This is a genomic window from Massilia sp. UBA6681, from assembly GCF_002454935.1.
In the GTDB taxonomy this organism is placed as follows: domain Bacteria; phylum Pseudomonadota; class Gammaproteobacteria; order Burkholderiales; family Burkholderiaceae_D; genus Telluria; species Telluria varians.
In genome coordinates this window covers 11898-31393 of the sequence record NZ_DKJX01000089.1, presented here as the reverse complement: position 1 = coordinate 31393, position 19496 = coordinate 11898, and the positions used below count along the sequence as shown (strand labels likewise).

The following is a 19496-nucleotide window of genomic DNA, read 5'->3' as shown; positions in this document are numbered from 1 at the left end:
CCCCGAGCCCGAGCCCGAGCCCCCTGGCGCGCCTGAAGCGGTCCCCGAGGGCGGCACCGGAAGCATTGGCGGCTCTTCCGGCGCGCCGGCGCCGTCGGCTGATGGCGGCACGCCGGGCGGCGCCCCGGTTGGCGGCGAGCCGGTGACGAGCCCGCTGCCCGATACGAGCACGACCCCAGGCACGCCTGCGCCGACTCCCGGGTTCGAAGCGCCCCTGCCCGGCACGAATCCCGGCACGATTCCCGCGCCCGGTCCCGTGACGCAGCCGCAACCGCAACCGAGCCTCCCTGCGCCGACGCCGCTGCCGCCCGCGCCCCCCGCTCCGGCGCCGGGACCCGTGCAGCCCAAGCCGACGCCGGAGCCACTGCCCCCGCAGGCGATCGTGCCGCCGGCGCCGGTGGAAGTGCCGGAACCCGGCAGCCTCTGGCTGTTCGGCCTGGCGCTGGCCGCGATGGGCGTGCTGCGCCGCCGGCGCAGCACCTAAGCAGCACCTGAGTCCTTCTCAGCCGGGGATCTTCAGGCCGGCGGCCACCGCCGGCCGGGCGCGGAAGGCCTCGAGCGCCGCCGTCACGCGCGGGAAGTCCTGGATCCCCACCAGTTCGCCGGCATCGTAGAAACCGACCAGGTTGTTCACCCATGGGAAGATCGCGATGTCCGCGATCGTGTACTCCTCCCCCGCCACCCAGCGGTGCCTGGCCAGCTGGCCCTCGAGCACGCCCAGCAGGCGCTTCGATTCGTTCGCGTAGCGCTCGCGCGGGCGCTTGTCCTCGTAATCCCGGCCGGCGAACTTGTGGAAGAAGCCGAGCTGGCCGAACATCGGACCGATACCGCCCATCTGGAACATCAGCCACTGGATGGCGGCGTAGCGCCCTGCCGGATCGCTCGGCAGGAACTGGCCGCTCTTCTCGGCCAGGTAGAGCAGGATGGCGCCGGACTCGAACAAGGGCAGCGGCTTGCCGCCCGGCCCGTTCGGGTCGATGATGGCCGGGATCTTGTTGTTGGGGTTGAGCGAGAGGAAGGCCGGCGACAACTGGTCATTGGTCTCGAAACTGACCTTGTGCGGCTCGTAGGGCAGCCCCGTCTCCTCGAGCATGATCGATGCCTTCACGCCGTTCGGCGTGGGCAGCGAGTACAGCTGGATGCGGTCGGGGTGCTGCGCGGGCCACTTGGCGGTGATGCCGAAAGCGCTAAGATCGGTCATGGCGGAAGTCCTATGGGTTGCAGGACTGCCAACGATAGCAAACTTCCGGCTGTCCCGCCGAAGCCGGCCCGCTTCTCCCCTTTAACCGAACAGCTTGTTGGCGGTGCGGGCGATCAGCTCGCCCTGGTGGCGCGCGCCGCCCAGTTCGAGCTCGCTCGGCTGGCGCTGGCCCTGGCCGCCGGCGATGGTCGAGGCGCCATACGGACTGCCGCCGACGATCTCGTCGAGCGTCATCTGGGGCGCGTAGCTGTACGGCAGGCCGACCACGATCATGCCGAAGTGCAGCAGGTTGGTGATGATCGAGAACTGGGTCGTTTCCTGGCCGCCGTGCTGGGTGGCGGTCGAGGTGAAGGCGCCGCCGACCTTGCCGTTCAGGGCGCCGCGCGCCCACAGGCCGCCGGTCTGGTCGAGGAAGGCCGCCATCTGCGCCGGCATGCGGCCGTAGCGGGTCGGCGCGCCGATGATGATGGCGTCGTAGTCGGGCAGCTCGTTCACGGTCGCGATCGGGGCGTCCTGCTCCAGCTTGAAGTGGGCATTCTTCGCGATTTCTTCCGGCACCGTCTCGGGGACCCGCTTGACCGTCACGGTCGCGCCGGCCGCGCGCGCGCCTTCGGCCACCGCATTGGCCATCTGCTCGATATGGCCATAGGTCGAGTAATACAACACCAGGACTTTCGACATGCCTTCCTCCTTGTGGTGATCGTCAAAAGCCCTATTCTGCTGCGAACAGGATTTTTGCGGCACCCGCCAGAAGTTGGACGGCAGCCCCGGTCAGATCCAGTAGATGAAGGCGGCCAGCGCGACCACCAGGGCCACGCGGGTGATGTTGTAGACCGTCTTGTTCCAGGCCTTGAGGCGGCGGCGGTACTGGCCCATGTAGAATGAGATGCGGAACAGCTTGCTCACCAGGCCGACCTGGTCGCCGGTTTCGTTGGGCGAAGCGGCGGCGGTCATCACGGTGCGGCCGAACCAGCGGTTGAAGGCACCCATCCAGCGGTAGCGCATCGGGCGCTCGACGTCGCAGAACAGGATGATGCGGTCGCTCTCGCTGCCGTTGATGGCCCAGTGGATGTAGGTTTCGTCGAAGACCACGCCCTGGCCGTCGCGCCAGCTGTGGCGTTCGCCGTCGACTTCGATGAAGCAGCGGTCGTCGTTGGGCGTGGCCAGGCCCAGGTGGTAGCGCATCGAGCCGGCGAAGGGGTCGCGGTGCGGGTTCAGCTTGCCGCCCGGCGGCAGCTCGGCGAACATCGCCGCCTTGACCGAGGGGATCGATTGCAGCAGCGCATAGGTCTGCGGGCACAGGCGCTCGGCCGACGGGTGGCTGGCGTCGTACCACTTCAGGTAGAAGCGCTTCCAGCCGTTCTTGAAGAAGGAATTGAAGCCGGCGTCGTCGTTCTGCTCGGCCGCCTTGATCTTCTTGAGTGCCAGCAGGTTTTCGGCCTCGGCGCGGATGACAGGCCAGTTTTCCTGCAGGCGCGCCAGTTCCGGGAACTCGCTCACCGGAATGAAGGGGGTGCTCGGAACCCGCGAGAACTTGTGCATGAAGATGTTAATCGGCGCCATGAACGACGAATGGTCGAAGATCTGGCGGCGGAAAGGCAGGCGCACACGGCCACGGAAGTGGATGTGCAGGATCGACAGAACATAAAAACCGACCACGACCCATTTCATTGCGACCTCCGTCCTTGCTGGCTTACCTTGATGAGGGACGCAGGATATCACAACGGCCAGGCAGCCGTCGTCGGCCGGGTGGTAATTTTGGGAAACTATGGCACGCCGGCAACTCCATCCCGGAGCGCCGGCGTCATGGCGGTCCGGCAGGGGCCGGACCCGGGAGAAACGCTACTCAGTGCTGGACCGAGGTGATCGCATACCCTTTTTCGCTGATCTGGCCGGCCACGTTCTCGATGTCGTAGTCTTCCAGCTGGTCGGCGTCGTCCGCGACCTCGATGGCGCGAGCCTCGATTTCCCAGTCGGTGTTGGTCGCTTCTTCAGGGATATTGCGTGCTTCCGGCACTGCCAGGTAAGACAGTTTGCCGTCGGTTTCTGGTCGGCGGTAAATATCCAGGCGCATAGTCGTTTCCTCAAAGTCAAAGCCCGCTTTCCCGATGAAAGCAGGCACTTCCACAGTAGAAGATCGAAACGCTGTCGTCTGTTAATTGACCCACACTCAGCCGCAGGAGGCAGCCGCCAGGCTCAACGGCCCGGCGATGCCCCGAGGATGCGCGCCGGCAGCATCACGATGGCGCGCAGCAATTCGAACACGGCCTCGACCCCGATGCCGAGCAGCCGGAACGGCAGCAAGACGAGCCATACCAGCGGGTACAGCACCAGGGCCAGCAGGGCAATGGGCCAGCACAGGAACAGCAGCAGCAACCATAGCAGGAAACCTAACATTGTTCTCGCTCCTTTGGTGAGTCATCGCTGCAGCTAGCAGTTCTGACAAGACAGGAGCAGGATAAGTTGCTGTGCCGGGATGGACAATCGGTCTGCGACAGACGGGGCAAAAAGCGGGGTGAATGGAGGAAAATGGCGGGCAGGTGGCACCCTGGGCCGCCGGCCGGCTGCTCGCCGGCCGACGCCAGGGAAGGATCAGGCGAAGGCCGCCACCTGCTCCGTCACGCGCTGGTTCACCACCTGGGCCCGCAGCGAAGCCTGCAGCGACGGGATCGAGCCGCCCGCCCGGTACTGGAAGGCCACGTGCACCAGGTCGCCCGCCTCCACCTTCACCGGCTGGGCCAGCGGCAGCGTCATGTAGTGGTTCAGCCAGTCGATGGTAGTCGACTCTTCCTGCACGATGGCCAGCACGTTCTTGGTGATGAAGCGCATGGCGTTCAGCAGGCCGCTTCGCTCCATGACGATGCCACCTTCCCAGGCGAAGACATTGTCGACCGGCTGGTTGAAGTCGATCAGGCTGTACACGGCCGGCTGGCCCAGTTCGATGGTGCCCGGATAGACCACGCCGGTTTCCTGGAACTGCACGATCGGCGCATGGAAGCCTTCGAAGTCGTATTCCTGCTCGATCGGCTGGGCCGCCATGATCACCGCCTCGGGCAGGAACACCGGCAGCGGGCCGCCGAACCGGGCCAGGTAGCGGCGCTTGAAGGATTCGATCACCTCGACCTGCTTTTCGCGCAGCATGGCGACGTGGATCATCTCGCAGATGACGACGTCGACCGGCTCGGGCGGCAGGTAGTCGAAGGCGTCGGCATGGATCACCTCGACCTTGTGGCCGTTCGGGTTGAGCGCCAGGAACTTGCGCGCCTCGCGCACCATATCCGGGTTGAATTCCACGCAATAGACCTTGGAGGCCTTCTGCGCCGCGAAAAAGGACAGCACGCCGGTGCCGCCGCCCAGCTCCAGCACCTTCGCGCCCGGCTTGACCGCGTAGTGGATCGCGGACTTGAAGCTGTGCATCCGGTTCTGGTCCATCAGCATGTTGTGATGGTAGTGCACTGGAATGAACTGCCCCAGGTAGCAGCTTTCGATTTCGCGTTCGTTCAGCATGGTTGGCCCGTCTTCCTTCATGGTCATTGTCCGTGAAGGCATTATGGCCAAGGAGGCACGCGGACCATGCGCGGAGCTGCGGGGTGTTTACCGCTTAGTTCCCAATGGAAATGTAAATTGCTAGCGCTTGAAGCCGGAAATCGCGGCCGCGATGTCCGCCTGGCCGGTGCGTTCGGCGATCTGGGCCGCCGTCAATCCCTCGGTGTTCTTCAGCGCAGGATTGGCGCCCGCCTCCAGCAGCAGGCGCACCATGCCCGGCTGGGCTTCGCGCGCCGCCATCATCAGGGGCGTGTAGGCGCCGCTCTCCTTCGGCGACGGTGCGTCCAGCCTCGCCTTGCGATCGATGAGCAGGCGTGCGATGTCCTCGGCGCCGGCGGCGGCGGCGTAGTGCAGCGGCGTCCAGCCGGCGCGATTCAATTTGGCGCCCTTGGCCAGCAGCGCTTCGGCGGCGCGCCGGTTGTTCTTGAAGGCCGCCATCATCAGGGCCGTGTTGCCGTTCATCGCCTGGGCTTCCAGGTCGATGCCGGGCTGAAGCAGCAAGGCGTCGAACACGCGCATCGAACCCTCGCGTACCGCCAGCACCAGGGCCGGCTCGCCGCCGACCGGGTTGATCTCGTTGGGATTGACCAGCTTGCCGGCCATTTCCTTGACGGCGGACACGTTATCGACCTGCACCGCGCGGAAGAAGCTGGCGAGCTGCTGGGGCGTCGCGGCTTGTGTCCATCCTGCGGCCGTGCCGCCATGCAGTGCTGCTGCCAGCAGGCAGCTCGAGAGGATGGCGCGGCGGGTCCGGGTCATGTCAGGCCTTTGCAGTCTTGAACAGGTTGAAGAAGTTCTCGCTGGTCTGCGCCGCGACATCGCGCAGGGAGACCCCCTTGAGGTTGGCGATGAACTCGCCCACGTGGGCCACATAGCCCGGCTCGTTCATCTTGCCGCGGTAGGGCACCGGCGCCAGGTAGGGCGAATCGGTCTCGATCAGCATGCGCTCGAGCGGCACGGCCCTGGCCACTTCCTGCAGTTCCTTGGCGCTCTTGAAGGTGACGATGCCGGAAAACGAGATGTAGAAGCCCTGCTCCATCGCCGCCTCGGCGACCGCCAGCGACTCGGTAAAGCAGTGCATGACGCCCGCCACGCCGCCGGCGTCGGTGCCGGCGCCCTCTTCCTTCATGATGCGGATAGTGTCGCTCGATGCCGCCCGGGTATGGATGATCAGCGGTTTGCCGGTCTCGCGCGAGGCGCGGATATGGGTGCGGAAGCGCTCGCGCTGCCATTCGAGGTCGCCCTCGAGGCGGTAGTAGTCGAGGCCGGTTTCGCCGATGGCGACGATCTTCGGGTGATCGGCCAGCTCGACCAGCTGCTGCACCGTCGGTTCGGGCGTGTCTTCGTAGTCGGGATGGACACCGACCGAGGCGAAGATGTGCGGGTGCTGTTCGGCCAGGGCCAGCACCTGCGGAAAGTCCGGCAGGTCGACGGAGACGCACAGGGCGTGCGTCACCTTGTTCTCGGCCATCCTGGCCAGGATCTCGGGCATCCGGGCAGCCAGCTCCGGGAAATTGATGTGGCAGTGGGAATCGATAAACATCCCGATATTGTACCCGGAGGGAGGCGAAATGCGGCTCAGGCCACCCGCTTGCCCAGGATGATCAGGTCGCGCTCGATCCCGTCCAGGTTGGCCACGCGCGGGAAATGCGCCCACTTCTCGAAGCCGTACTTGCCGAACAGGGCCAGGCTCGGCGCATTGTGGCCGAAGATGAAGCCCAGCAGCGTGTGCACGTCGACCTTCGGCGCGTGCGCCATCGCCAGCTCCAGGCAGTAGCGCCCGATCCCCTTGCCGCGCGCGCTTTCCGCGATGTAGATCGACACCTCGGCCGTGCCCGAATAGGCCGGGCGCCCGTAGAAATTCGAATAGGAGAGCCAGCCCAGCACTTCCGGTTTCTCGCTTTTGTCGTCGGCGTCATGGATCACCCACAGCGGCCGGCGCTCCGGCGTATGGTCGGCAAACCACTGTTCGCGCGACTGCACAGTGATGGGTTGGGTGTCGGCGGTGACTTCGCGCGAGGCGATGGTCGAATTGTAGATGTCGACGATGACGGGCAGGTCGTCGCGGGTGGCGAGGCGGTGGACGTAGGACGGCATGGAGGAAGACAAGTTAAGCGCAGCTGATGAAAAACCAGCAAGGATTAGAGAAACTGAATTAGAGCGTATGGGTGGCGCGCGCCGAGCGCAGCGCGGCGCCAAGGATTTCTTCGATGCGCAGCTTGGCGCGCTGCCCGGCTTCGTCCGCCGGGAAGTGCACGCCGATGCCCTGCGCCTTGTTGTTGTTCGCGCCCGCCGGGGTGATCCAGGCCACCTTGCCGGCGATCGGATACTTGTTGGGGTCGTCCATCAGCGACAGGATCAGGTAGATCTCGTCGCCGATTTTATACGGCTTGGTGGTCGGCACGAACATGCCGCCATTCTTCAGGAAGGGCATGTAGGCCGCGTACAGGGCGGCCTTTTCCTTGATCGCCAGCGACAGCACGGACGGCCGCGGCTGCTGCGGGGCCGGGTTTGCCTGCTGCTCTGCGGGGTTGGCGTTCATCGGCTTCCTTTCATGCGCAGCACGAAGTGTACTCAAGCAACATATCTTCGACAAACAATTTTGCCGACAACGGGTGGTCGGCGACGGCGCGGCGCTCGTTGGCGGCCTTGATTGCCCGGTTCAGGCTGCCAGTAGACACCCTGCCGGCCAGGGCCGCAAGTTCGCGCTGGTAGCGCGGGTAATAGCGTATCTTGCCCGACAATTTTACCGAGAACACATCATAGAGCCAGCGCTGCTGCCATGCCACCAGCGCCGGCAAGGACGCTTTCGCCAGCTTCTCGGCGGTGCGCAAGGCGCCATCGACGGCCGGGTTGGCCAGGAAATGCAGCAGCGCTTCCATCTCTTCGCGGCTGCCGGATTCGGCTTCAAGCAGCGCGGCCAGCGGCGCGCCGCCCTGCTCGCGCAGCCAGCTGTCGGCATCCTGCACGCCCTGCTCCTTGAGCCATGCCAGCGCCTCCTCGTGCGAAGGCATCGGCAGCGCGAACTTGCGGCAGCGCGACAGGATGGTCGGCAGCAGGCGGTCCAGGCTGTTCGAGGAAAGCAGGAACACCGTGCCCGGCGGCGGCTCTTCCAGGGTTTTCAGGAGCGCGTTCGAGGCCGGCATGTTCAGGCTTTCCGCCGGGTACAGCACCACCACGCGCAAGCCTTGCCGGTGGGTGGAGATGTTCATGAAGTCGGCAAGGGCCCGGATCTGCTCGATCTTGATCTCTTTCGAGGGCGTCTTGCTCGACTTGGACTTGCCGGCCGGCTCGGCCGCTTCATCGCCTTCGGCAGCCGGCTCGTCTTCCAGCGCTTCCGGGCGCACCCGGCGGTAATCCGGGTGGTTGTTCTGCAGGAACCAGCCGCAGGAGGCGCAGCTGCCGCAGGCGTGGCCGTCCGGGCGCACGTTCTCGCACAGGAGGGCCTGCGCGAAACTTTCCATGAAGCCGGCCTTGCCGACGCCCGCCGGACCGTGGAACAGGATGGCATGCGGCAGGCGCTCGCGCATCTGCTGGAGGCGCGTCCACGCCGCTTGCTGCCAGGGGTACATCGTCACGACTACTTCTCCAATACTTCTGCCAGAATCCGACCCAGCTGCGCCTGGATGGCCGCGATCGTCTGCGTCGAATCGACCACCACGATGCGCTCCGGGAATTGCGCCGCGCGGCGCAGGTACTCCTTGCGGCACTTCTCAAAAAAATCCGCCTGCTCGCGTTCGAACTTGTCGAGCGTGCGGGTGGCGTCCAGGCGCTGGCGCGCCACCTCGAGGGGCACGTCGAACAGCAGGGTCAGATCCGGCTGCAGATCCGGGTGCACCCAGTGTTCCAGCGCTTCCAGCTTGGTGCGGTCCAGGCCGCGTCCGCCGCTCTGGTAGGCGAAGCTGGCGTCGGTGAAGCGGTCCGACAGTACCCAGTCGCCGCGTCCCAGCGCCGGTTCGATCACCCGGGCCATGTGCTCGCGACGGCTGGCGAACATCAGCAATGCCTCGGTTTCCAGGTGCATTTTCTCGTGCAGCAACAGGTCGCGCAGTTTCTCGCCCAGCGGCGTGCCGCCCGGTTCGCGCGAGGAGACCACGGTCTTGCCGCGCGCCGCCAGGAAGTCGGTCACGAAGCCGATGTGGGTCGACTTGCCGGCCCCGTCGATGCCTTCGAAGGTAATGAATTTTCCTGCCTTGCCCTGCTCCGTCATTGGTTGATCCGCCGCTGGTACTGGTTGACCGCCCGGTTATGGTCGTTCAGGTTGTCCGAGAACTGGCTGGTGCCGTCGCCGCGCGCCACGAAATACAGAGCCCCGGTCTTGGCCGGCGCCAGCGCCGCGTGCAGCGACTGGATACCCGGCAAGGCGATCGGGGTCGGCGGCAGGCCGGCGCGCATGTAGGTATTGTAGGGGGTGTCGGTCTGCAGGTCCTTCTTGCGGATGTCGCCGACGTAGCGCTCGCCCATGCCGTAGATCACGGTCGGATCGGTCTGCAGCATCATGCCGGTGCGCAGGCGGTTCACGAACACGCCGGCGATCATGTTGCGCTCGCTCTTTTGTCCGGTTTCCTTCTCGATGATCGAGGCCATGGTCAGGGCCTCGTAAGGCGTCTTGTACGGCAGGCTCGGGTCGCGTCCTTCCCAGGCGGTCTGCAGGTGCTTCATCATGGCCTGGTGGGCTTTCTTGTAGATTTCGAGCTCGGACGAGCCCTTGGCGAACAGGTAGGTGTCCGGGAAGAACAGGCCCTCGGGCGTCTTGTACTCGCTCGAGACCTTCTGCATCAGCTCTTCGTCCGACAGCTTGACGGTGTCGTGGCGCAGGCGCTCGTGGGCGGCGATGGCCGCACGCATCTGGCGGAAGGTCCAGCCTTCGACGATGGTGATGGCTTCCTGCGCGAACTCGCCACGCACCAGCTGGGTCAAGAGGCGGCGCGGCGAGGTATCCGGCTTGAGCTCGTAGCTGCCGGCCTTGATCCGGCCGGCCTCGCCGGTGACGCGCGCCAGGATGTTGAACAGCTGCGGATTGACCGGCACGCCGGCCTTGGCCATCTGCTGGGCGGCCGCGCCCACGCCGCTGCCCGGGGCGATGCTGAATTCGACCGCTTTGCCGCCGGTGTCGAGCGGGCTCTTGGCCCAGTACGAGAAGCCGGCGACCGCGGCCACCGACACGATGACGCCGGTGACCAGGAGTTTTTTGATGAATGCCATATGTTGTTGTTTTGGTTTTTGCCGCGGCTTGGACCCTGAGTTTGGCCGTCCTCGGCGCGATTTTGCCGACATCTTTATAATGAGCCCGTAATGATAAAGCTTATTTGCAAACAGAATTGCTAATACTAACTGGATTTATGCGTAACTGGACAGATACCCTATCCTCGCTCGGCGCCCGCTTCCATATTGACGAAGCCTCGCAGGTGGAAGATTTCGGCCGCCCGCTGGGCGCCGGCGAGCTGGCCGACGGATTCGTGGCCACGGTCACCGACCTCGGCATCATCGCCGCCGAAGGCCCTGATGCCGCCAGTTTCCTGCACAACCAGCTGACCAACGACGTCGAGCACCTCGGCCGCAATGAGGCCCGACTGGCCGGCTACTGCACCCCCAAGGGCCGCCTGCAGGCGACCTTGCTGTACTGGCGCAGCCCCGGCGCCGAACCCGACACCGTCTACCTGCAGCTGCCGCGCGCCATCCAGCCGCCCCTGCAGAAACGCCTGAGCATGTTCGTGCTGCGCGCCAAGGCCAAGCTGCGCGACGCCACCGGCGAAGCCCCGTTTGCCGCCGTGCTGGGCCTGGGCGGGGCCAAGGCCGAGAGCGCCCTGCGCCGCCACGTGGCCGAGCTGCCGGCCGCGCCCTACGGCAAGGTCGACGGCCCGTTCGGCACCGTGATCCGCCTGGCGGACGTGTTCGGCGCCCCGCGCTACCTGTGGCTGACCACGGCCGAAAGCGCGAGTTCCGCGCTGCCGGGCCTGGCCGGCGAGCTGGCCCTGGGCGGCAACCAGGCCTGGCAGCTGGCCGCGATCCACGCCGGCGTGCCCCAAGTTACCCTTGCTACCCAGGAGCAGTTCGTGCCGCAGATGGTCAACCTCGAGCTGCTGGGCGGCGTGAATTTCAAGAAAGGCTGCTACCCGGGCCAGGAAATCGTCGCGCGTAGTCAGTATCTTGGCAAGCTCAAGCGACGCACGGCGCTGGCCACGGTGGCCAACCCGGCGGCGCGCGCCGGCGACGAAGTGTTTTCGATGGCAGACCCGGGCCAGCCCTGCGGCATGGTGGTGAACGCGGCCGCGAACGGCCTCGGCGGCGCCGACCTGCTGGTCGAGATGAAGCTCGATGCGCTCGGCGAAGACGTGCGCCACGGCGCCGCTGGCGGCCCGGCCCTCGCCTTCCAGCACATGCCCTACCATCTCGACGCGCTCGAGCTCTAAGGCATGATCGACCTGTACGTCTACTACAAGGTACGCAGCGAGGACGCAGCCGAACTGGCGCCGCGCGTACGTGCCATGCAGCTCGCGCTCACGGGTGCCGGCAGCGGCGCGCTGCTGCAGCGTCGCCCGGAAACGCGCGACGACGGCCTGCAGACCTGGATGGAAGTCTATCCGGGCGTCGACGCGGCCTTCGGCACGCGCGTCGAACAGGCCGTCCTGGATGCCGGCCTCGCCGGCCTGATCCAGGGACCGCGCCGCTCCGAAGTATTCATTGACCTCCTACCGGGGACCTGACACATGTGCCTGATCGTCCTTGCCTGGCAGGTGCTGCCGGGCGTGCCCATCATCGCTTGCGCCAACCGCGACGAGTTCTACGACCGCCCGGCAACGAAGGCCGCGCCCTGGCCCGAGCATCCGCACGTGATCGCGGGCCGCGACCTGCAGGGCGGCGGCAGCTGGATGGGTGTGACAACGGATGGCCCGAACGGCCCGAAGTTCGCCGCCCTGACCAACATCCGCGGTCCCGCCGAACGGCGCGCCGATGCGCCTTCGCGCGGCGAGCTGGTGGCCGGTTTCCTGACCGGTTCGCAGTCGGCGGCCGACTACCTGGACAGCATCATTGCGCGCGGCGATGTCTACAACGGCTACAACCTGGTGCTGGGCGACCGCGACACCCTGTACTGGTACTCGAACCGCGGGCTGGATGACCCGCGCAACGGCCAGCCGCTCGAGCCGGGCCGCATCTACGGCATCTCGAACGGCCTGCTGGACGCGCCCTGGCCCAAGGTACTGCGCACCAAGGCGCAGTTCGCCAGCCTGCTGTGCCAGGCGGCGCCGGAAGACGCCTATTTCGAGATGCTGGCCGATACCACCCGCGCGCCCGACCTGCGCCTGCCGGAAACCGGCATGCCGATCGAGGTCGAGCGCATGCTCTCGCCGGTGTGCATCGAGATGGAAGGCTACGGCACCCGCACCTCCACCGTCGTCAAGCTGTACCGCGAGGGCGAGCCGGAACTGCACGAACGCGTGGTGCAGCCGGACAGCACGCCGGCTTGAGCGTGTCAAACGCGCCGCCCGCGCCCGGCACGGGCGGCGCGCGTGAATGAATCGCGCGCCTAGCGGCGCCCGGCGACGCCGGCCTTCAGCATCTCGGTGATCTGCGGCGTCGCCGCATACGGATCCGCCGGCTCCTTCCCCTGCACCATCGCCTCGAAGCGCTCCACCGCCGCCCCCAGCGCCTGCGGGTGCGAATAGATGTAGAAGCGCTCCTCGCGGATGCCTTCGAAGGTGAGGCGCGCCACGTCCGCCGCCGTCAGCTTGCCCGACTCGACCGCCTTCTCGGTCAGCATCTGCGCCGCCATCTGGCTGGCCGTGCTGCGTTCATGGCTGGCCAGCTCGTCTGGCCGGTTGCGCTCGGAATGCGCGATCCCGGTCGGCACGAAGTAGGGACACAGCACCGAGGCCTTGACCGGCGCATCGACCAGCTTCAGGTCGTGGTGCAGGGTTTCGGTGAGCGCCACCACGGCGTGCTTGGAGACGTTGTAGATGCCCATCGCGGGCGGCGTGAGCAGCCCCGCCATCGAGGCCGTGTTCACGATATGGCCTTCGAAACCGGGGTCGCGCCGGGCGCACTCGAGCATCACCCGGGTGAACACGCGCACGCCGTGGACCACGCCCATCAGGTTCACGCCGAGCACCCATTCCCAGTCCTGCTCCGAGTTTTCCCAGACCAGGCCGCCGCAGCCGACGCCGGCGTTGTTGAAGACCAGGTGCACATGGTGAAAGCGCGCGATCGCCGCGTCGGCCAGTTCCTGCACGTGCGAGGCCTTGCTGACGTCGCACACCATCGACAGCACCTCGGCGCCCGCTGCCAGCAGCTCCTCGGTCGCGTGCTCGAGCGCCTTGGGCTGGACATCGGCCAGCACCAGCTTCATGCCCAGGCCGGCGGCGGTGTTGGCGAACTCGCGCCCCAGGCCGCTGGCGGCGCCGGTGATGACGGCAACCTTGCCGCGAAAGTCCTTCATGTTCCCTCCCCCTTGTTGATCAGACCGCGGACACGCCTCCGTCGACGGCCAGCGTCTGTCCCGTGATGTGCTTGCCGGCGTCGGATGCAAACAGCACCACCGCGCCCTTCAGGTCCTCGTCGTCGCCGAGGCGCATCAAGGGCGCATCCTTGGCCAGGTTCTCGGCGCCGAACGCGGCCAGCACGCCCTTGGTCATCTTCGACGGGAAGAAGCCCGGCGCGATCGAGTTCACGGTAATACCATAGCGGCCCCATTCGCCGGCCAGCGCACGGGTGAAATTCACGACAGCGCCCTTGGAGGTGTTGTAGGCGATGGTCTGCATGGTGCCCGGGGGATTGCCGGCCAGGCCGGCGATCGAAGAGATACTGATGACACGTCCGTAGCGGCGCGGGATCATGGACAGCTTGGCGACCGCCTGGGTCACCAGGAAAATGCTGCGCACGTTCAGGTCCATCACCTTGTCCCAGGCCTCGATCGGATAGTCCTCGGCGGGGGCGCCCCAGCTGGCGCCGGCATTGTTGACCAGGATGTCGACATGGCCGAGGCGCGCGATGGCGGCCTGCACGAAGCGCTGGACCTCGGTTTCCATCGAGAGGTCGGCGGCGATGGCGCCGGCGTCGATGCCGCGGCTCGTCAGGTGGGCGACGGCCTCGTCGAGCTCTTCCTGCTTGCGCGCGGAGATGAGCACGCGGGCGCCCTGCTCGCCGAGGGCTTCGGCCATCTGCAGGCCGAGGCCGCGCGAGCCGCCGGTGACGATGGCGGTCTTGTTCTTGAGAGAGAAGAGTTCCTGGGTGGTGCGCATTCGTTGTCTCCGTGTTCTTACTGGGCAGTTTAGCTGCCGCGTTCTTTGGAAAGGAACCTGGATTCCCGCCTGCGCGGGAATGACGGTTTTGCGGCCAGCAATGTCAGATACGTCGTTCCCGCGAAGGCGGGAACCCAATTTTGACTGCGTCAGGGAGACGCCTGCTTACACCTCGTAATCCATGCACTGCCGCCCTTCGCGCACCGCCCCGATGAAGGGCACCACTGCCTTGTGCGTCGGGTGCTCGATGTAGGCTTCCAGCGCCGCCTTGTCCGCGAATTCGGAGTACAGCACCACGTCGTAGGTCGCTTCCAGCCCCGGCTGCGCCAGCACCACCTCGAACTTCAGCTGGCCCGGCACGATGTCGGCGCACTCGTCCAGCCGGCGCTTCATTTCGCGCGCGTTGCTCAGCTTGTCCGCGCCTTCGGCTTCATCCTTCAACTTCCACATCACGATATGTTTCAGCATTCTTCCATTCCTTGGATTGGGGGTGATCGAGGATAGCATGATAAGTACGGTCGTTCGTAAATATTTTGGCAAGTCACATTGCGCGCCGCACCAAGCCCAGCCCCAGAGTGTAAACACAGGAATCACTGTCCAGTTGCTGCAATTGCACAGCTCGTCTGTAAGCTCCTTGTAAGTTTGGAGTAATTATCGTGTAAGGAAACCGGCACACACTCCGCGACAGCTGACAAACAATCAGCATTTCCGGTGACACTAAAACCTATACGGAGACACACATGGCAATTACACCCGGCATGACCGCCGGAGGGAAAGCTGCACCTTCCTCCGCCGGGATCACCAAGGAAGAACGGAAAGTCATTTTCGCTTCTTCCCTCGGCACGGTATTCGAATGGTACGACTTCTACCTGTACGGTTCGCTCGCTACCATCATCGCCAAGCAGTTCTTCATCGGCGACCCCACCACCACCTTCATTTTCGCCCTGATGGCCTTCGCGGCCGGCTTCATCGTGCGCCCCTTCGGCGCGCTGGTGTTCGGCCGGCTGGGCGACATGATCGGCCGCAAGTACACCTTCCTGGTGACGATCCTGATCATGGGCGCCTCGACCTTCTTGGTCGGCCTGCTGCCGAGCCATGCAAGCATCGGCATCGCGGCGCCGATCATCCTGGTCACGCTGCGCATCCTGCAGGGCCTGGCGCTCGGCGGCGAATACGGCGGCGCCGCCACCTACGTGGCCGAACATGCACCGCACGGCAAGCGCGGGCTGTTCACGGCCTACATCCAGACCACCGCGACGATCGGCCTGTTCCTGTCGCTGATCGTGATCCTGAGCACCCGTACCGCCATGGGCGAGGAAGAGTTCCAGGCCTGGGGCTGGCGCATTCCCTTCCTGATCTCGGTGGTCCTGCTGGGCATCTCGGTGTGGATCCGCCTGTCGATGAACGAGTCGCCGGCCTTCGCCAAGATGAAAGCCGAAGGCAAGACCTCGAAGGCCCCGCTGTCGGAAGCCTTCCTGAAGCCGAAGAACGCCAAGGTCGCCTTCCTGGCCCTGGCCGGCCTGACCATGGGCCAGGCCGTGGTCTGGTACACCGGCCAGTTCTACGCCCTGTTCTTCCTGACCAAGACCCTGAAGATCGACGAGCCGACCGCGAACATCCTGATCATGATCGCCCTGGCCCTGGCCACGCCCTTCTTCATCTTCTTCGGCGCGCTGTCGGACAAGATCGGCCGCAAGTGGATCATCCTGGGTGGCTGCGTCATCGCCGCCGCCACCTACTTCCCGATCTTCAAGGCGATCACCCACTACGGCAACCCGGCCCTCGAACGCGCGATCCAGACCGCACCGGTCGTGGTCGTCGCCGACCCGGCCACCTGCCACTTCCAGGTGGACCCGACCGGCACCAAGAAATTCCCGTCCTCGTGCGACATCGCGACCCGCATGCTGACTGCCGCTTCGGTGAGCTACAACATCCAGGAAGCGCCAGCCGGTACCGTGGCCTCGGTCAAGGTCGGCGACACCACCTTCCAGTCCTTCAATGCGGTCATGACGCCGGATAACCTGAACTTCGACGCCGCCTCGAAAGCCCAGGAAGACGCGCTCAAGAAGCAGGTGACCGGCGCGCTGAAGAGCGCCGGCTATCCGGACAAGGCCGACCCGGCCGCCATGAACAAGCCAATGCTGGTGCTGCTGCTGTTCATCCTGGTACTGTACGTGACTATGGTGTACGGCCCGATCGCGGCGATGCTGGTGGAGATGTTCCCGACCCGCATCCGCTACACCTCGATGTCCCTGCCCTACCACATCGGCAACGGCTGGTTCGGCGGCATGCTGCCGACCGTGACCTTCGCCCTGGTGGCCTTCAAGGGCGACATCTACTACGGCCTGTGGTATCCGATCATCATCGCGCTGGCGACCGTCGTGATCGGCGGCCTGTTCATCCGCGAGACCAAGGATAACGACATCTACGCGCACGACTGAGCAAGCGTCAGTCGAATGGCAAATGCCGCTGGAGACAGCGGCATTTTTTTGACCGGTGCCGGCCGCCTAGCGCTTGGCCGGATCGAGCAGCTTGCTCTTCGGCGCGATCAGCACGATCGCCAGCCAGCCGAGAAAGCCCAGGACGCGCCAGATCGTAAAGAAGCACAGGAAGTACACCAGCCACTGCGCCCAGTTTTCCCGCGATCCCATCCCCGCCTCCCGCAGCAGCGGGAAAGTCAGCAAGGCGCTCAAGAAACCCATGGCGGCTGCGAACCACCAGGTGCGACCAAGGCTCGTCGTCATCACATCGGTCATCCTCATCTCCATCCGGTCGAAACGGGAACGATGTTAACACCCTGGCCGGCGGATACACTCACCAATCCTCACGCTCAATCCTCGCGCAGCTCGACGCCCGCCAGCTTCCAGCTCCACAGCCCGTGCCGGTCCAGCACGAAGGCCACGCCGCCGCCGTCGGCGCGCTCGACCAGCACCTGGTTCCAGCTGCGGTAGGAGACGTCGTAATTGAGCTTTTCGCGCGGTGCTTCGGCGGCCGGCTGGGACGGCGCCTCCGGCCTGGGCTGCACGCGGATGTCGCCGGCCTCCAGCATGGCCGCCACGCCCTCCGGCGAGACCGCGGCATCGACGACCGGGTCGATCACCGCCAGCGCCATCCGTCTTCCGAAGTCAGCGAACGGATTGGAACGCGATTCTGCCAATGCGCCTGCCGCGCCCAGCCGGCGCATGACCTGGACCTTGACGCTCTCGCGCAGCTTCGGGAAGTCGACGTAGCGCGACAGGGCCTGGGCGTCGCGCGCCTCGACGGCGGCGCGCATCTGGTACAACTGCCAGTGCGGGCTGGCCCAGGTGGCCAGGGCAAGCGCGGCGACGACGGCTGCCGCCACGATCGGAAGTGCTTTCTTCTTCATGCCGCTCAAGCGCCGAAACCCTTGCCCTCGGCCGCCAGGCGCTCCAGCAGCGGCGCCGGTTGCCAAGCGTCGCCATGGCGGCCCTGGGCGTACCGGCGGATCGCTTCCAGCACCTTCGGCAGGCCGACCGACTCGGCATGGAACATCGGGCCGCCCCGGTGCAGCGGGAAGCCGTAGCCGCTCAGGTAGACCATGTCGATGTCCGAGGCGCGCAGCGCGATGCCCTCTTCCAGGATCTTCGCGCCCTCGTTGACCAGGGAGTACACCAGGCGCTCGACGATTTCGGAATCATCGATCCGGCGCCGCTCCAGCCCCAGGTCGCGCGAATGCTGCACGATCATGTCGTTCACCAGCCGGGACGGGGTGGCCTTGCGGTCGCCCGCCCCGTAGTCGTACCAGCCGGCGCCGGTCTTCTGGCCGAAGCGCCCCTGCTCGCACAGCAGGTCGGCGGTCTTCGAATAGGCGATGTGCGGCGATTCGATGGCGCGGCGCTTGCGGATATACCAGCCGACGTCGTTGCCGGCCAGGTCGCTCATGCGGAACGGCCCCATCGCGAAACCGAAGCGTTCGATCGCGCCATCCACCTGTTCCGGCAGCGCGCCTTCCTCCAGCAGGAAGTAAGCCTGGCGCAGGTACTGCTCCAGCATGCGGTTGCCGATGAAGCCGTCGCACACGCCCGAGACCACGCCCGTCTTCTTGATCTTCTTGGACAGCGCCAGGCAGGTGGCCAGCACGTCCTTGCCGGTTTCCCTGCCGCGCACGATCTCGAGCAGCTTCATGACGTTGGCCGGGCTGAAGAAGTGCAGGCCGATCACGTCCTGCGGGCGGGAAGTAGATGCGGCGATGCGGTCCAGGTCCAGGGTCGAGGTATTCGAAGCCAGGATCGCGCCCGGCTTCATGGCGTCGTCGAGCTGGCGGAACACCGATTCCTTCACGCCCATGTCTTCGAACACGGCTTCGATCACGATGTCGGCCTGGGCGATGTCGGCATAGGACAAGCTGCCGGTGATCAGGCTTATCCTTTGCTCGCACTTCTCCTGCGTCAGCTTGCCCTTCCGGACCGTGTTCTCGTAGTTCTTGCGGATGGTCGCCAGGCCCTTGTCCAGCGCTTCCTGCTTGGTTTCCAGGATAGTCACCGGGATGCCGGCGTTCGCAAAGTTCATCGCGATGCCGCCGCCCATGGTGCCGGCGCCGACCACGGCTGCGCGCTCGATTTTCCGCAGCGGCGTATCCGCCGGCACGTCCGGCACCTTGCTGGCCGCGCGCTCGGCCATGAAGGCGTGGCGCAGGGCCTTCGATTCCGGCGTCTGCATCAGGTGCAGGAAACGCTCGCGCTCGAAGGCCAAGCCTTCCTCGAACGGCTTGCTCACGGACGCGGCGACGGTCTCGACGCACTCCAGGGGCGCCGGGAACGGCCCGGCCATCGCCTTGACCTTCTCGCGCGCGGCCTGCACGAAGGCGTCGGGGTTCGGGTAATCGACGGCCCGGTCGCGCACTTTTGGGAGTGGACGGATGTCCGCAACCTTGTCGGCGAAAGCCACGGCTGCGCCGATCAGGTCGGTCCCGGCCGGGAAGACCTCGTCGAACAAGGCCGTGCCGGCCAGCTTTTCGGACGCCACCGGAGTGCCCGACACCACCATGTTCAGGGCCATTTCCAGGCCCAGCACGCGCGGCAGGCGCTGGGTGCCGCCGGCGCCCGGCAGCAGGCCCAGCTTCACTTCCGGCAGCGCGATCTGGGCGCCCGGCAAGGCGACGCGGTAGTTGCAGCCCAGGGCCAGCTCCAGGCCGCCGCCCATGCAGACGCTGTGGATCGCGGCCACCACCGGCTTGCTGCAGTTTTCCACCACGCGGATCAGGCTGTGCAGGGTCGGCTCGGTCAGGGCCTTGGGCGAATTGAATTCGCGGATGTCGGCGCCGCCCGAGAAGGCCTTGCCGGCGCCGGTGAGGACGATGGCCTTGACGGCCGCGTCGGCTTCGGCGCGCCCGATGGCGGCGACGGCGGCGGTCCGGGTCTCCAGGCCCAAACCGTTGACCGGCGGATTATTCAGGGTCACTACGGCAACGCTGCCCTGGACGGTGTAGTCGGCGCTCATGTCTCTTCTTCTCCTTGTAAATGCCCAGGCTGGAACCTGGCTGAACCGCT

The 19496-nt window shown here is 65.8% G+C and carries 24 protein-coding genes; 5 read left to right on the top strand and 19 right to left on the bottom strand.

Going from position 1 to position 19496, the window contains the following annotated elements; translation table 11 throughout:
- The first annotated feature begins 142 nt into the window (after positions 1-142).
- The gene (locus B2R83_RS16355) at positions 143-484 is read left to right on the top strand and encodes a PEP-CTERM sorting domain-containing protein (RefSeq protein ID WP_292043487.1); all 342 of its coding nucleotides are present in this window, start codon (positions 143-145) and stop codon (positions 482-484) included.
- A gap of 18 nt (positions 485-502) precedes the next feature.
- Here the strand turns inward: B2R83_RS16355 and B2R83_RS16350 are convergent, their stop codons facing one another.
- From B2R83_RS16350 to mltG, 13 genes are all read right to left on the bottom strand, one after another.
- On the bottom strand, positions 503-1201 hold the full coding sequence (locus B2R83_RS16350; RefSeq protein ID WP_292043485.1) for a glutathione S-transferase N-terminal domain-containing protein: 699 nt from the start codon (positions 1199-1201) through the stop codon (positions 503-505).
- 81 nt (positions 1202-1282) lie between these two features.
- The gene (gene wrbA / locus B2R83_RS16345) at positions 1283-1882 is read right to left on the bottom strand and encodes an NAD(P)H:quinone oxidoreductase (protein WP_292043482.1); all 600 of its coding nucleotides are present in this window, start codon (positions 1880-1882) and stop codon (positions 1283-1285) included.
- A 90-nt stretch (positions 1883-1972) separates the two neighbouring features.
- Entirely contained in the window at positions 1973-2872 is a 900-nt protein-coding gene (gene lpxO / locus B2R83_RS16340) for a lipid A hydroxylase LpxO (protein ID WP_209586702.1), read from the bottom strand.
- Positions 2873-3047: 175 nt separating this feature from the next.
- Positions 3048-3275, bottom strand: a complete 228-nt coding sequence (locus B2R83_RS16335; RefSeq protein WP_036206234.1) for a DUF6139 family protein — start codon at positions 3273-3275, stop codon at positions 3048-3050.
- Positions 3276-3397: 122 nt separating this feature from the next.
- Positions 3398-3598 (bottom strand): hypothetical protein, encoded by a 201-nt coding sequence (locus B2R83_RS16330; RefSeq protein ID WP_036206230.1) that lies wholly within the window; start codon positions 3596-3598, stop codon positions 3398-3400.
- A 195-nt stretch (positions 3599-3793) separates the two neighbouring features.
- Complete coding sequence (locus B2R83_RS16325) at positions 3794-4708, bottom strand: methyltransferase domain-containing protein (protein WP_292043479.1); 915 nt, start codon at positions 4706-4708, stop codon at positions 3794-3796.
- 120 nt (positions 4709-4828) lie between these two features.
- Positions 4829-5506 (bottom strand): ankyrin repeat domain-containing protein, encoded by a 678-nt coding sequence (locus B2R83_RS16320; protein ID WP_292043475.1) that lies wholly within the window; start codon positions 5504-5506, stop codon positions 4829-4831.
- Between the two features lies 1 nt (position 5507).
- A complete protein-coding gene (locus B2R83_RS16315) occupies positions 5508-6290 on the bottom strand; it encodes a TatD family hydrolase (protein ID WP_292043474.1) in 783 nt (260 codons plus the stop codon).
- Between the two features lie 35 nt (positions 6291-6325).
- Positions 6326-6844, bottom strand: a complete 519-nt coding sequence (locus B2R83_RS16310; protein WP_292043498.1) for a GNAT family N-acetyltransferase — start codon at positions 6842-6844, stop codon at positions 6326-6328.
- Between the two features lie 58 nt (positions 6845-6902).
- The gene (locus B2R83_RS16305; RefSeq protein ID WP_209586706.1) at positions 6903-7289 is read right to left on the bottom strand and encodes a PilZ domain-containing protein; all 387 of its coding nucleotides are present in this window, start codon (positions 7287-7289) and stop codon (positions 6903-6905) included.
- Positions 7290-7299: 10 nt separating this feature from the next.
- Entirely contained in the window at positions 7300-8319 is a 1020-nt protein-coding gene (locus tag B2R83_RS16300) for a DNA polymerase III subunit delta' (RefSeq protein ID WP_292043495.1), read from the bottom strand.
- An 8-nt stretch (positions 8320-8327) separates the two neighbouring features.
- Entirely contained in the window at positions 8328-8957 is a 630-nt protein-coding gene (gene tmk, locus B2R83_RS16295) for a dTMP kinase (RefSeq protein ID WP_292043465.1), read from the bottom strand.
- The gene (gene mltG / locus B2R83_RS16290; RefSeq protein ID WP_292043463.1) at positions 8954-9952 is read right to left on the bottom strand and encodes an endolytic transglycosylase MltG; all 999 of its coding nucleotides are present in this window, start codon (positions 9950-9952) and stop codon (positions 8954-8956) included. The genes tmk and mltG overlap by 4 nt, the downstream gene beginning before the upstream one ends.
- A 137-nt stretch (positions 9953-10089) precedes the next feature.
- On the opposite strand from mltG, the gene B2R83_RS16285 reads away from it, so the two are divergent.
- From B2R83_RS16285 to B2R83_RS16275, 3 genes are read left to right on the top strand one after another with little or no spacing between them, the layout of a single operon-like run.
- Entirely contained in the window at positions 10090-11160 is a 1071-nt protein-coding gene (locus tag B2R83_RS16285; RefSeq protein WP_292043459.1) for a YgfZ/GcvT domain-containing protein, read from the top strand.
- A 3-nt stretch (positions 11161-11163) separates the two neighbouring features.
- Positions 11164-11454 carry a DUF4936 family protein gene (locus B2R83_RS16280; protein ID WP_292043457.1) on the top strand — a complete coding sequence of 97 codons (291 nt, stop codon included), beginning with the start codon at positions 11164-11166 and terminating at the stop codon, positions 11452-11454.
- Between the two features lie 3 nt (positions 11455-11457).
- Positions 11458-12216 (top strand): NRDE family protein, encoded by a 759-nt coding sequence (locus tag B2R83_RS16275; protein WP_292043454.1) that lies wholly within the window; start codon positions 11458-11460, stop codon positions 12214-12216.
- Between the two features lie 59 nt (positions 12217-12275).
- On the opposite strand, the gene B2R83_RS16270 is transcribed toward B2R83_RS16275, so the two are convergent.
- The 3 genes from B2R83_RS16270 to B2R83_RS16260 all read right to left on the bottom strand — a co-directional run bounded on the left by B2R83_RS16270 (position 12276) and on the right by B2R83_RS16260 (position 14454).
- Positions 12276-13184 (bottom strand): SDR family oxidoreductase, encoded by a 909-nt coding sequence (locus B2R83_RS16270; RefSeq protein ID WP_292043453.1) that lies wholly within the window; start codon positions 13182-13184, stop codon positions 12276-12278.
- 19 nt (positions 13185-13203) lie between these two features.
- On the bottom strand, positions 13204-13986 hold the full coding sequence (locus B2R83_RS16265; protein WP_292043451.1) for an SDR family oxidoreductase: 783 nt from the start codon (positions 13984-13986) through the stop codon (positions 13204-13206).
- 165 nt (positions 13987-14151) lie between these two features.
- Positions 14152-14454, bottom strand: a complete 303-nt coding sequence (locus B2R83_RS16260) for a Dabb family protein (RefSeq protein ID WP_292043444.1) — start codon at positions 14452-14454, stop codon at positions 14152-14154.
- Between the two features lie 272 nt (positions 14455-14726).
- On the opposite strand from B2R83_RS16260, the gene B2R83_RS16255 reads away from it, so the two are divergent.
- Positions 14727-16427: an MFS transporter gene (locus B2R83_RS16255; RefSeq protein WP_292043439.1), complete on the top strand. Its 1701-nt coding sequence runs from the start codon at positions 14727-14729 to the stop codon at positions 16425-16427.
- Positions 16428-16493: 66 nt separating this feature from the next.
- Here B2R83_RS16255 and B2R83_RS16250 read toward each other — a convergent pair whose 3' ends face one another.
- From B2R83_RS16250 to B2R83_RS16240, 3 genes are all read right to left on the bottom strand, one after another.
- On the bottom strand, positions 16494-16742 hold the full coding sequence (locus B2R83_RS16250; protein ID WP_292043434.1) for a hypothetical protein: 249 nt from the start codon (positions 16740-16742) through the stop codon (positions 16494-16496).
- 74 nt (positions 16743-16816) lie between these two features.
- On the bottom strand, positions 16817-17353 hold the full coding sequence (locus B2R83_RS16245) for a DUF2939 domain-containing protein (RefSeq protein WP_292043427.1): 537 nt from the start codon (positions 17351-17353) through the stop codon (positions 16817-16819).
- 5 nt (positions 17354-17358) lie between these two features.
- Complete coding sequence (locus B2R83_RS16240) at positions 17359-19446, bottom strand: 3-hydroxyacyl-CoA dehydrogenase NAD-binding domain-containing protein (protein WP_292043426.1); 2088 nt, start codon at positions 19444-19446, stop codon at positions 17359-17361.
- Positions 19447-19496 lie beyond the last annotated feature (50 nt).

What these genes read in the sequence shown, in the direction of transcription:
- B2R83_RS16350 (WP_292043485.1), bottom strand. Translation starts at nt 1,201, where the DNA reads ATGACCGATCTTAGCGCTTTCGGCATCACCGCCAAGTGGCCCGCGCAG.
- wrbA (WP_292043482.1), bottom strand. Translation starts at nt 1,882, where the DNA reads ATGTCGAAAGTCCTGGTGTTGTATTACTCGACCTATGGCCATATCGAG.
- lpxO (WP_209586702.1), bottom strand. Translation starts at nt 2,872, where the DNA reads ATGAAATGGGTCGTGGTCGGTTTTTATGTTCTGTCGATCCTGCACATC.
- B2R83_RS16335 (WP_036206234.1), bottom strand. Translation starts at nt 3,275, where the DNA reads ATGCGCCTGGATATTTACCGCCGACCAGAAACCGACGGCAAACTGTCT.
- B2R83_RS16330 (WP_036206230.1), bottom strand. Translation starts at nt 3,598, where the DNA reads ATGTTAGGTTTCCTGCTATGGTTGCTGCTGCTGTTCCTGTGCTGGCCC.
- B2R83_RS16325 (WP_292043479.1), bottom strand. Translation starts at nt 4,708, where the DNA reads ATGCTGAACGAACGCGAAATCGAAAGCTGCTACCTGGGGCAGTTCATT.
- B2R83_RS16320 (WP_292043475.1), bottom strand. Translation starts at nt 5,506, where the DNA reads ATGACCCGGACCCGCCGCGCCATCCTCTCGAGCTGCCTGCTGGCAGCA.
- B2R83_RS16315 (WP_292043474.1), bottom strand. Translation starts at nt 6,290, where the DNA reads ATGTTTATCGATTCCCACTGCCACATCAATTTCCCGGAGCTGGCTGCC.
- B2R83_RS16310 (WP_292043498.1), bottom strand. Translation starts at nt 6,844, where the DNA reads ATGCCGTCCTACGTCCACCGCCTCGCCACCCGCGACGACCTGCCCGTC.
- B2R83_RS16305 (WP_209586706.1), bottom strand. Translation starts at nt 7,289, where the DNA reads ATGAACGCCAACCCCGCAGAGCAGCAGGCAAACCCGGCCCCGCAGCAG.
- B2R83_RS16300 (WP_292043495.1), bottom strand. Translation starts at nt 8,319, where the DNA reads ATGTACCCCTGGCAGCAAGCGGCGTGGACGCGCCTCCAGCAGATGCGC.
- tmk (WP_292043465.1), bottom strand. Translation starts at nt 8,957, where the DNA reads ATGACGGAGCAGGGCAAGGCAGGAAAATTCATTACCTTCGAAGGCATC.
- mltG (WP_292043463.1), bottom strand. Translation starts at nt 9,952, where the DNA reads ATGGCATTCATCAAAAAACTCCTGGTCACCGGCGTCATCGTGTCGGTG.
- B2R83_RS16285 (WP_292043459.1), top strand. Translation starts at nt 10,090, where the DNA reads ATGCGTAACTGGACAGATACCCTATCCTCGCTCGGCGCCCGCTTCCAT.
- B2R83_RS16280 (WP_292043457.1), top strand. Translation starts at nt 11,164, where the DNA reads ATGATCGACCTGTACGTCTACTACAAGGTACGCAGCGAGGACGCAGCC.
- B2R83_RS16275 (WP_292043454.1), top strand. Translation starts at nt 11,458, where the DNA reads ATGTGCCTGATCGTCCTTGCCTGGCAGGTGCTGCCGGGCGTGCCCATC.
- B2R83_RS16270 (WP_292043453.1), bottom strand. Translation starts at nt 13,184, where the DNA reads ATGAAGGACTTTCGCGGCAAGGTTGCCGTCATCACCGGCGCCGCCAGC.
- B2R83_RS16265 (WP_292043451.1), bottom strand. Translation starts at nt 13,986, where the DNA reads ATGCGCACCACCCAGGAACTCTTCTCTCTCAAGAACAAGACCGCCATC.
- B2R83_RS16260 (WP_292043444.1), bottom strand. Translation starts at nt 14,454, where the DNA reads ATGCTGAAACATATCGTGATGTGGAAGTTGAAGGATGAAGCCGAAGGC.
- B2R83_RS16255 (WP_292043439.1), top strand. Translation starts at nt 14,727, where the DNA reads ATGGCAATTACACCCGGCATGACCGCCGGAGGGAAAGCTGCACCTTCC.
- B2R83_RS16250 (WP_292043434.1), bottom strand. Translation starts at nt 16,742, where the DNA reads ATGACCGATGTGATGACGACGAGCCTTGGTCGCACCTGGTGGTTCGCA.
- B2R83_RS16245 (WP_292043427.1), bottom strand. Translation starts at nt 17,353, where the DNA reads ATGAAGAAGAAAGCACTTCCGATCGTGGCGGCAGCCGTCGTCGCCGCG.
- B2R83_RS16240 (WP_292043426.1), bottom strand. Translation starts at nt 19,446, where the DNA reads ATGAGCGCCGACTACACCGTCCAGGGCAGCGTTGCCGTAGTGACCCTG.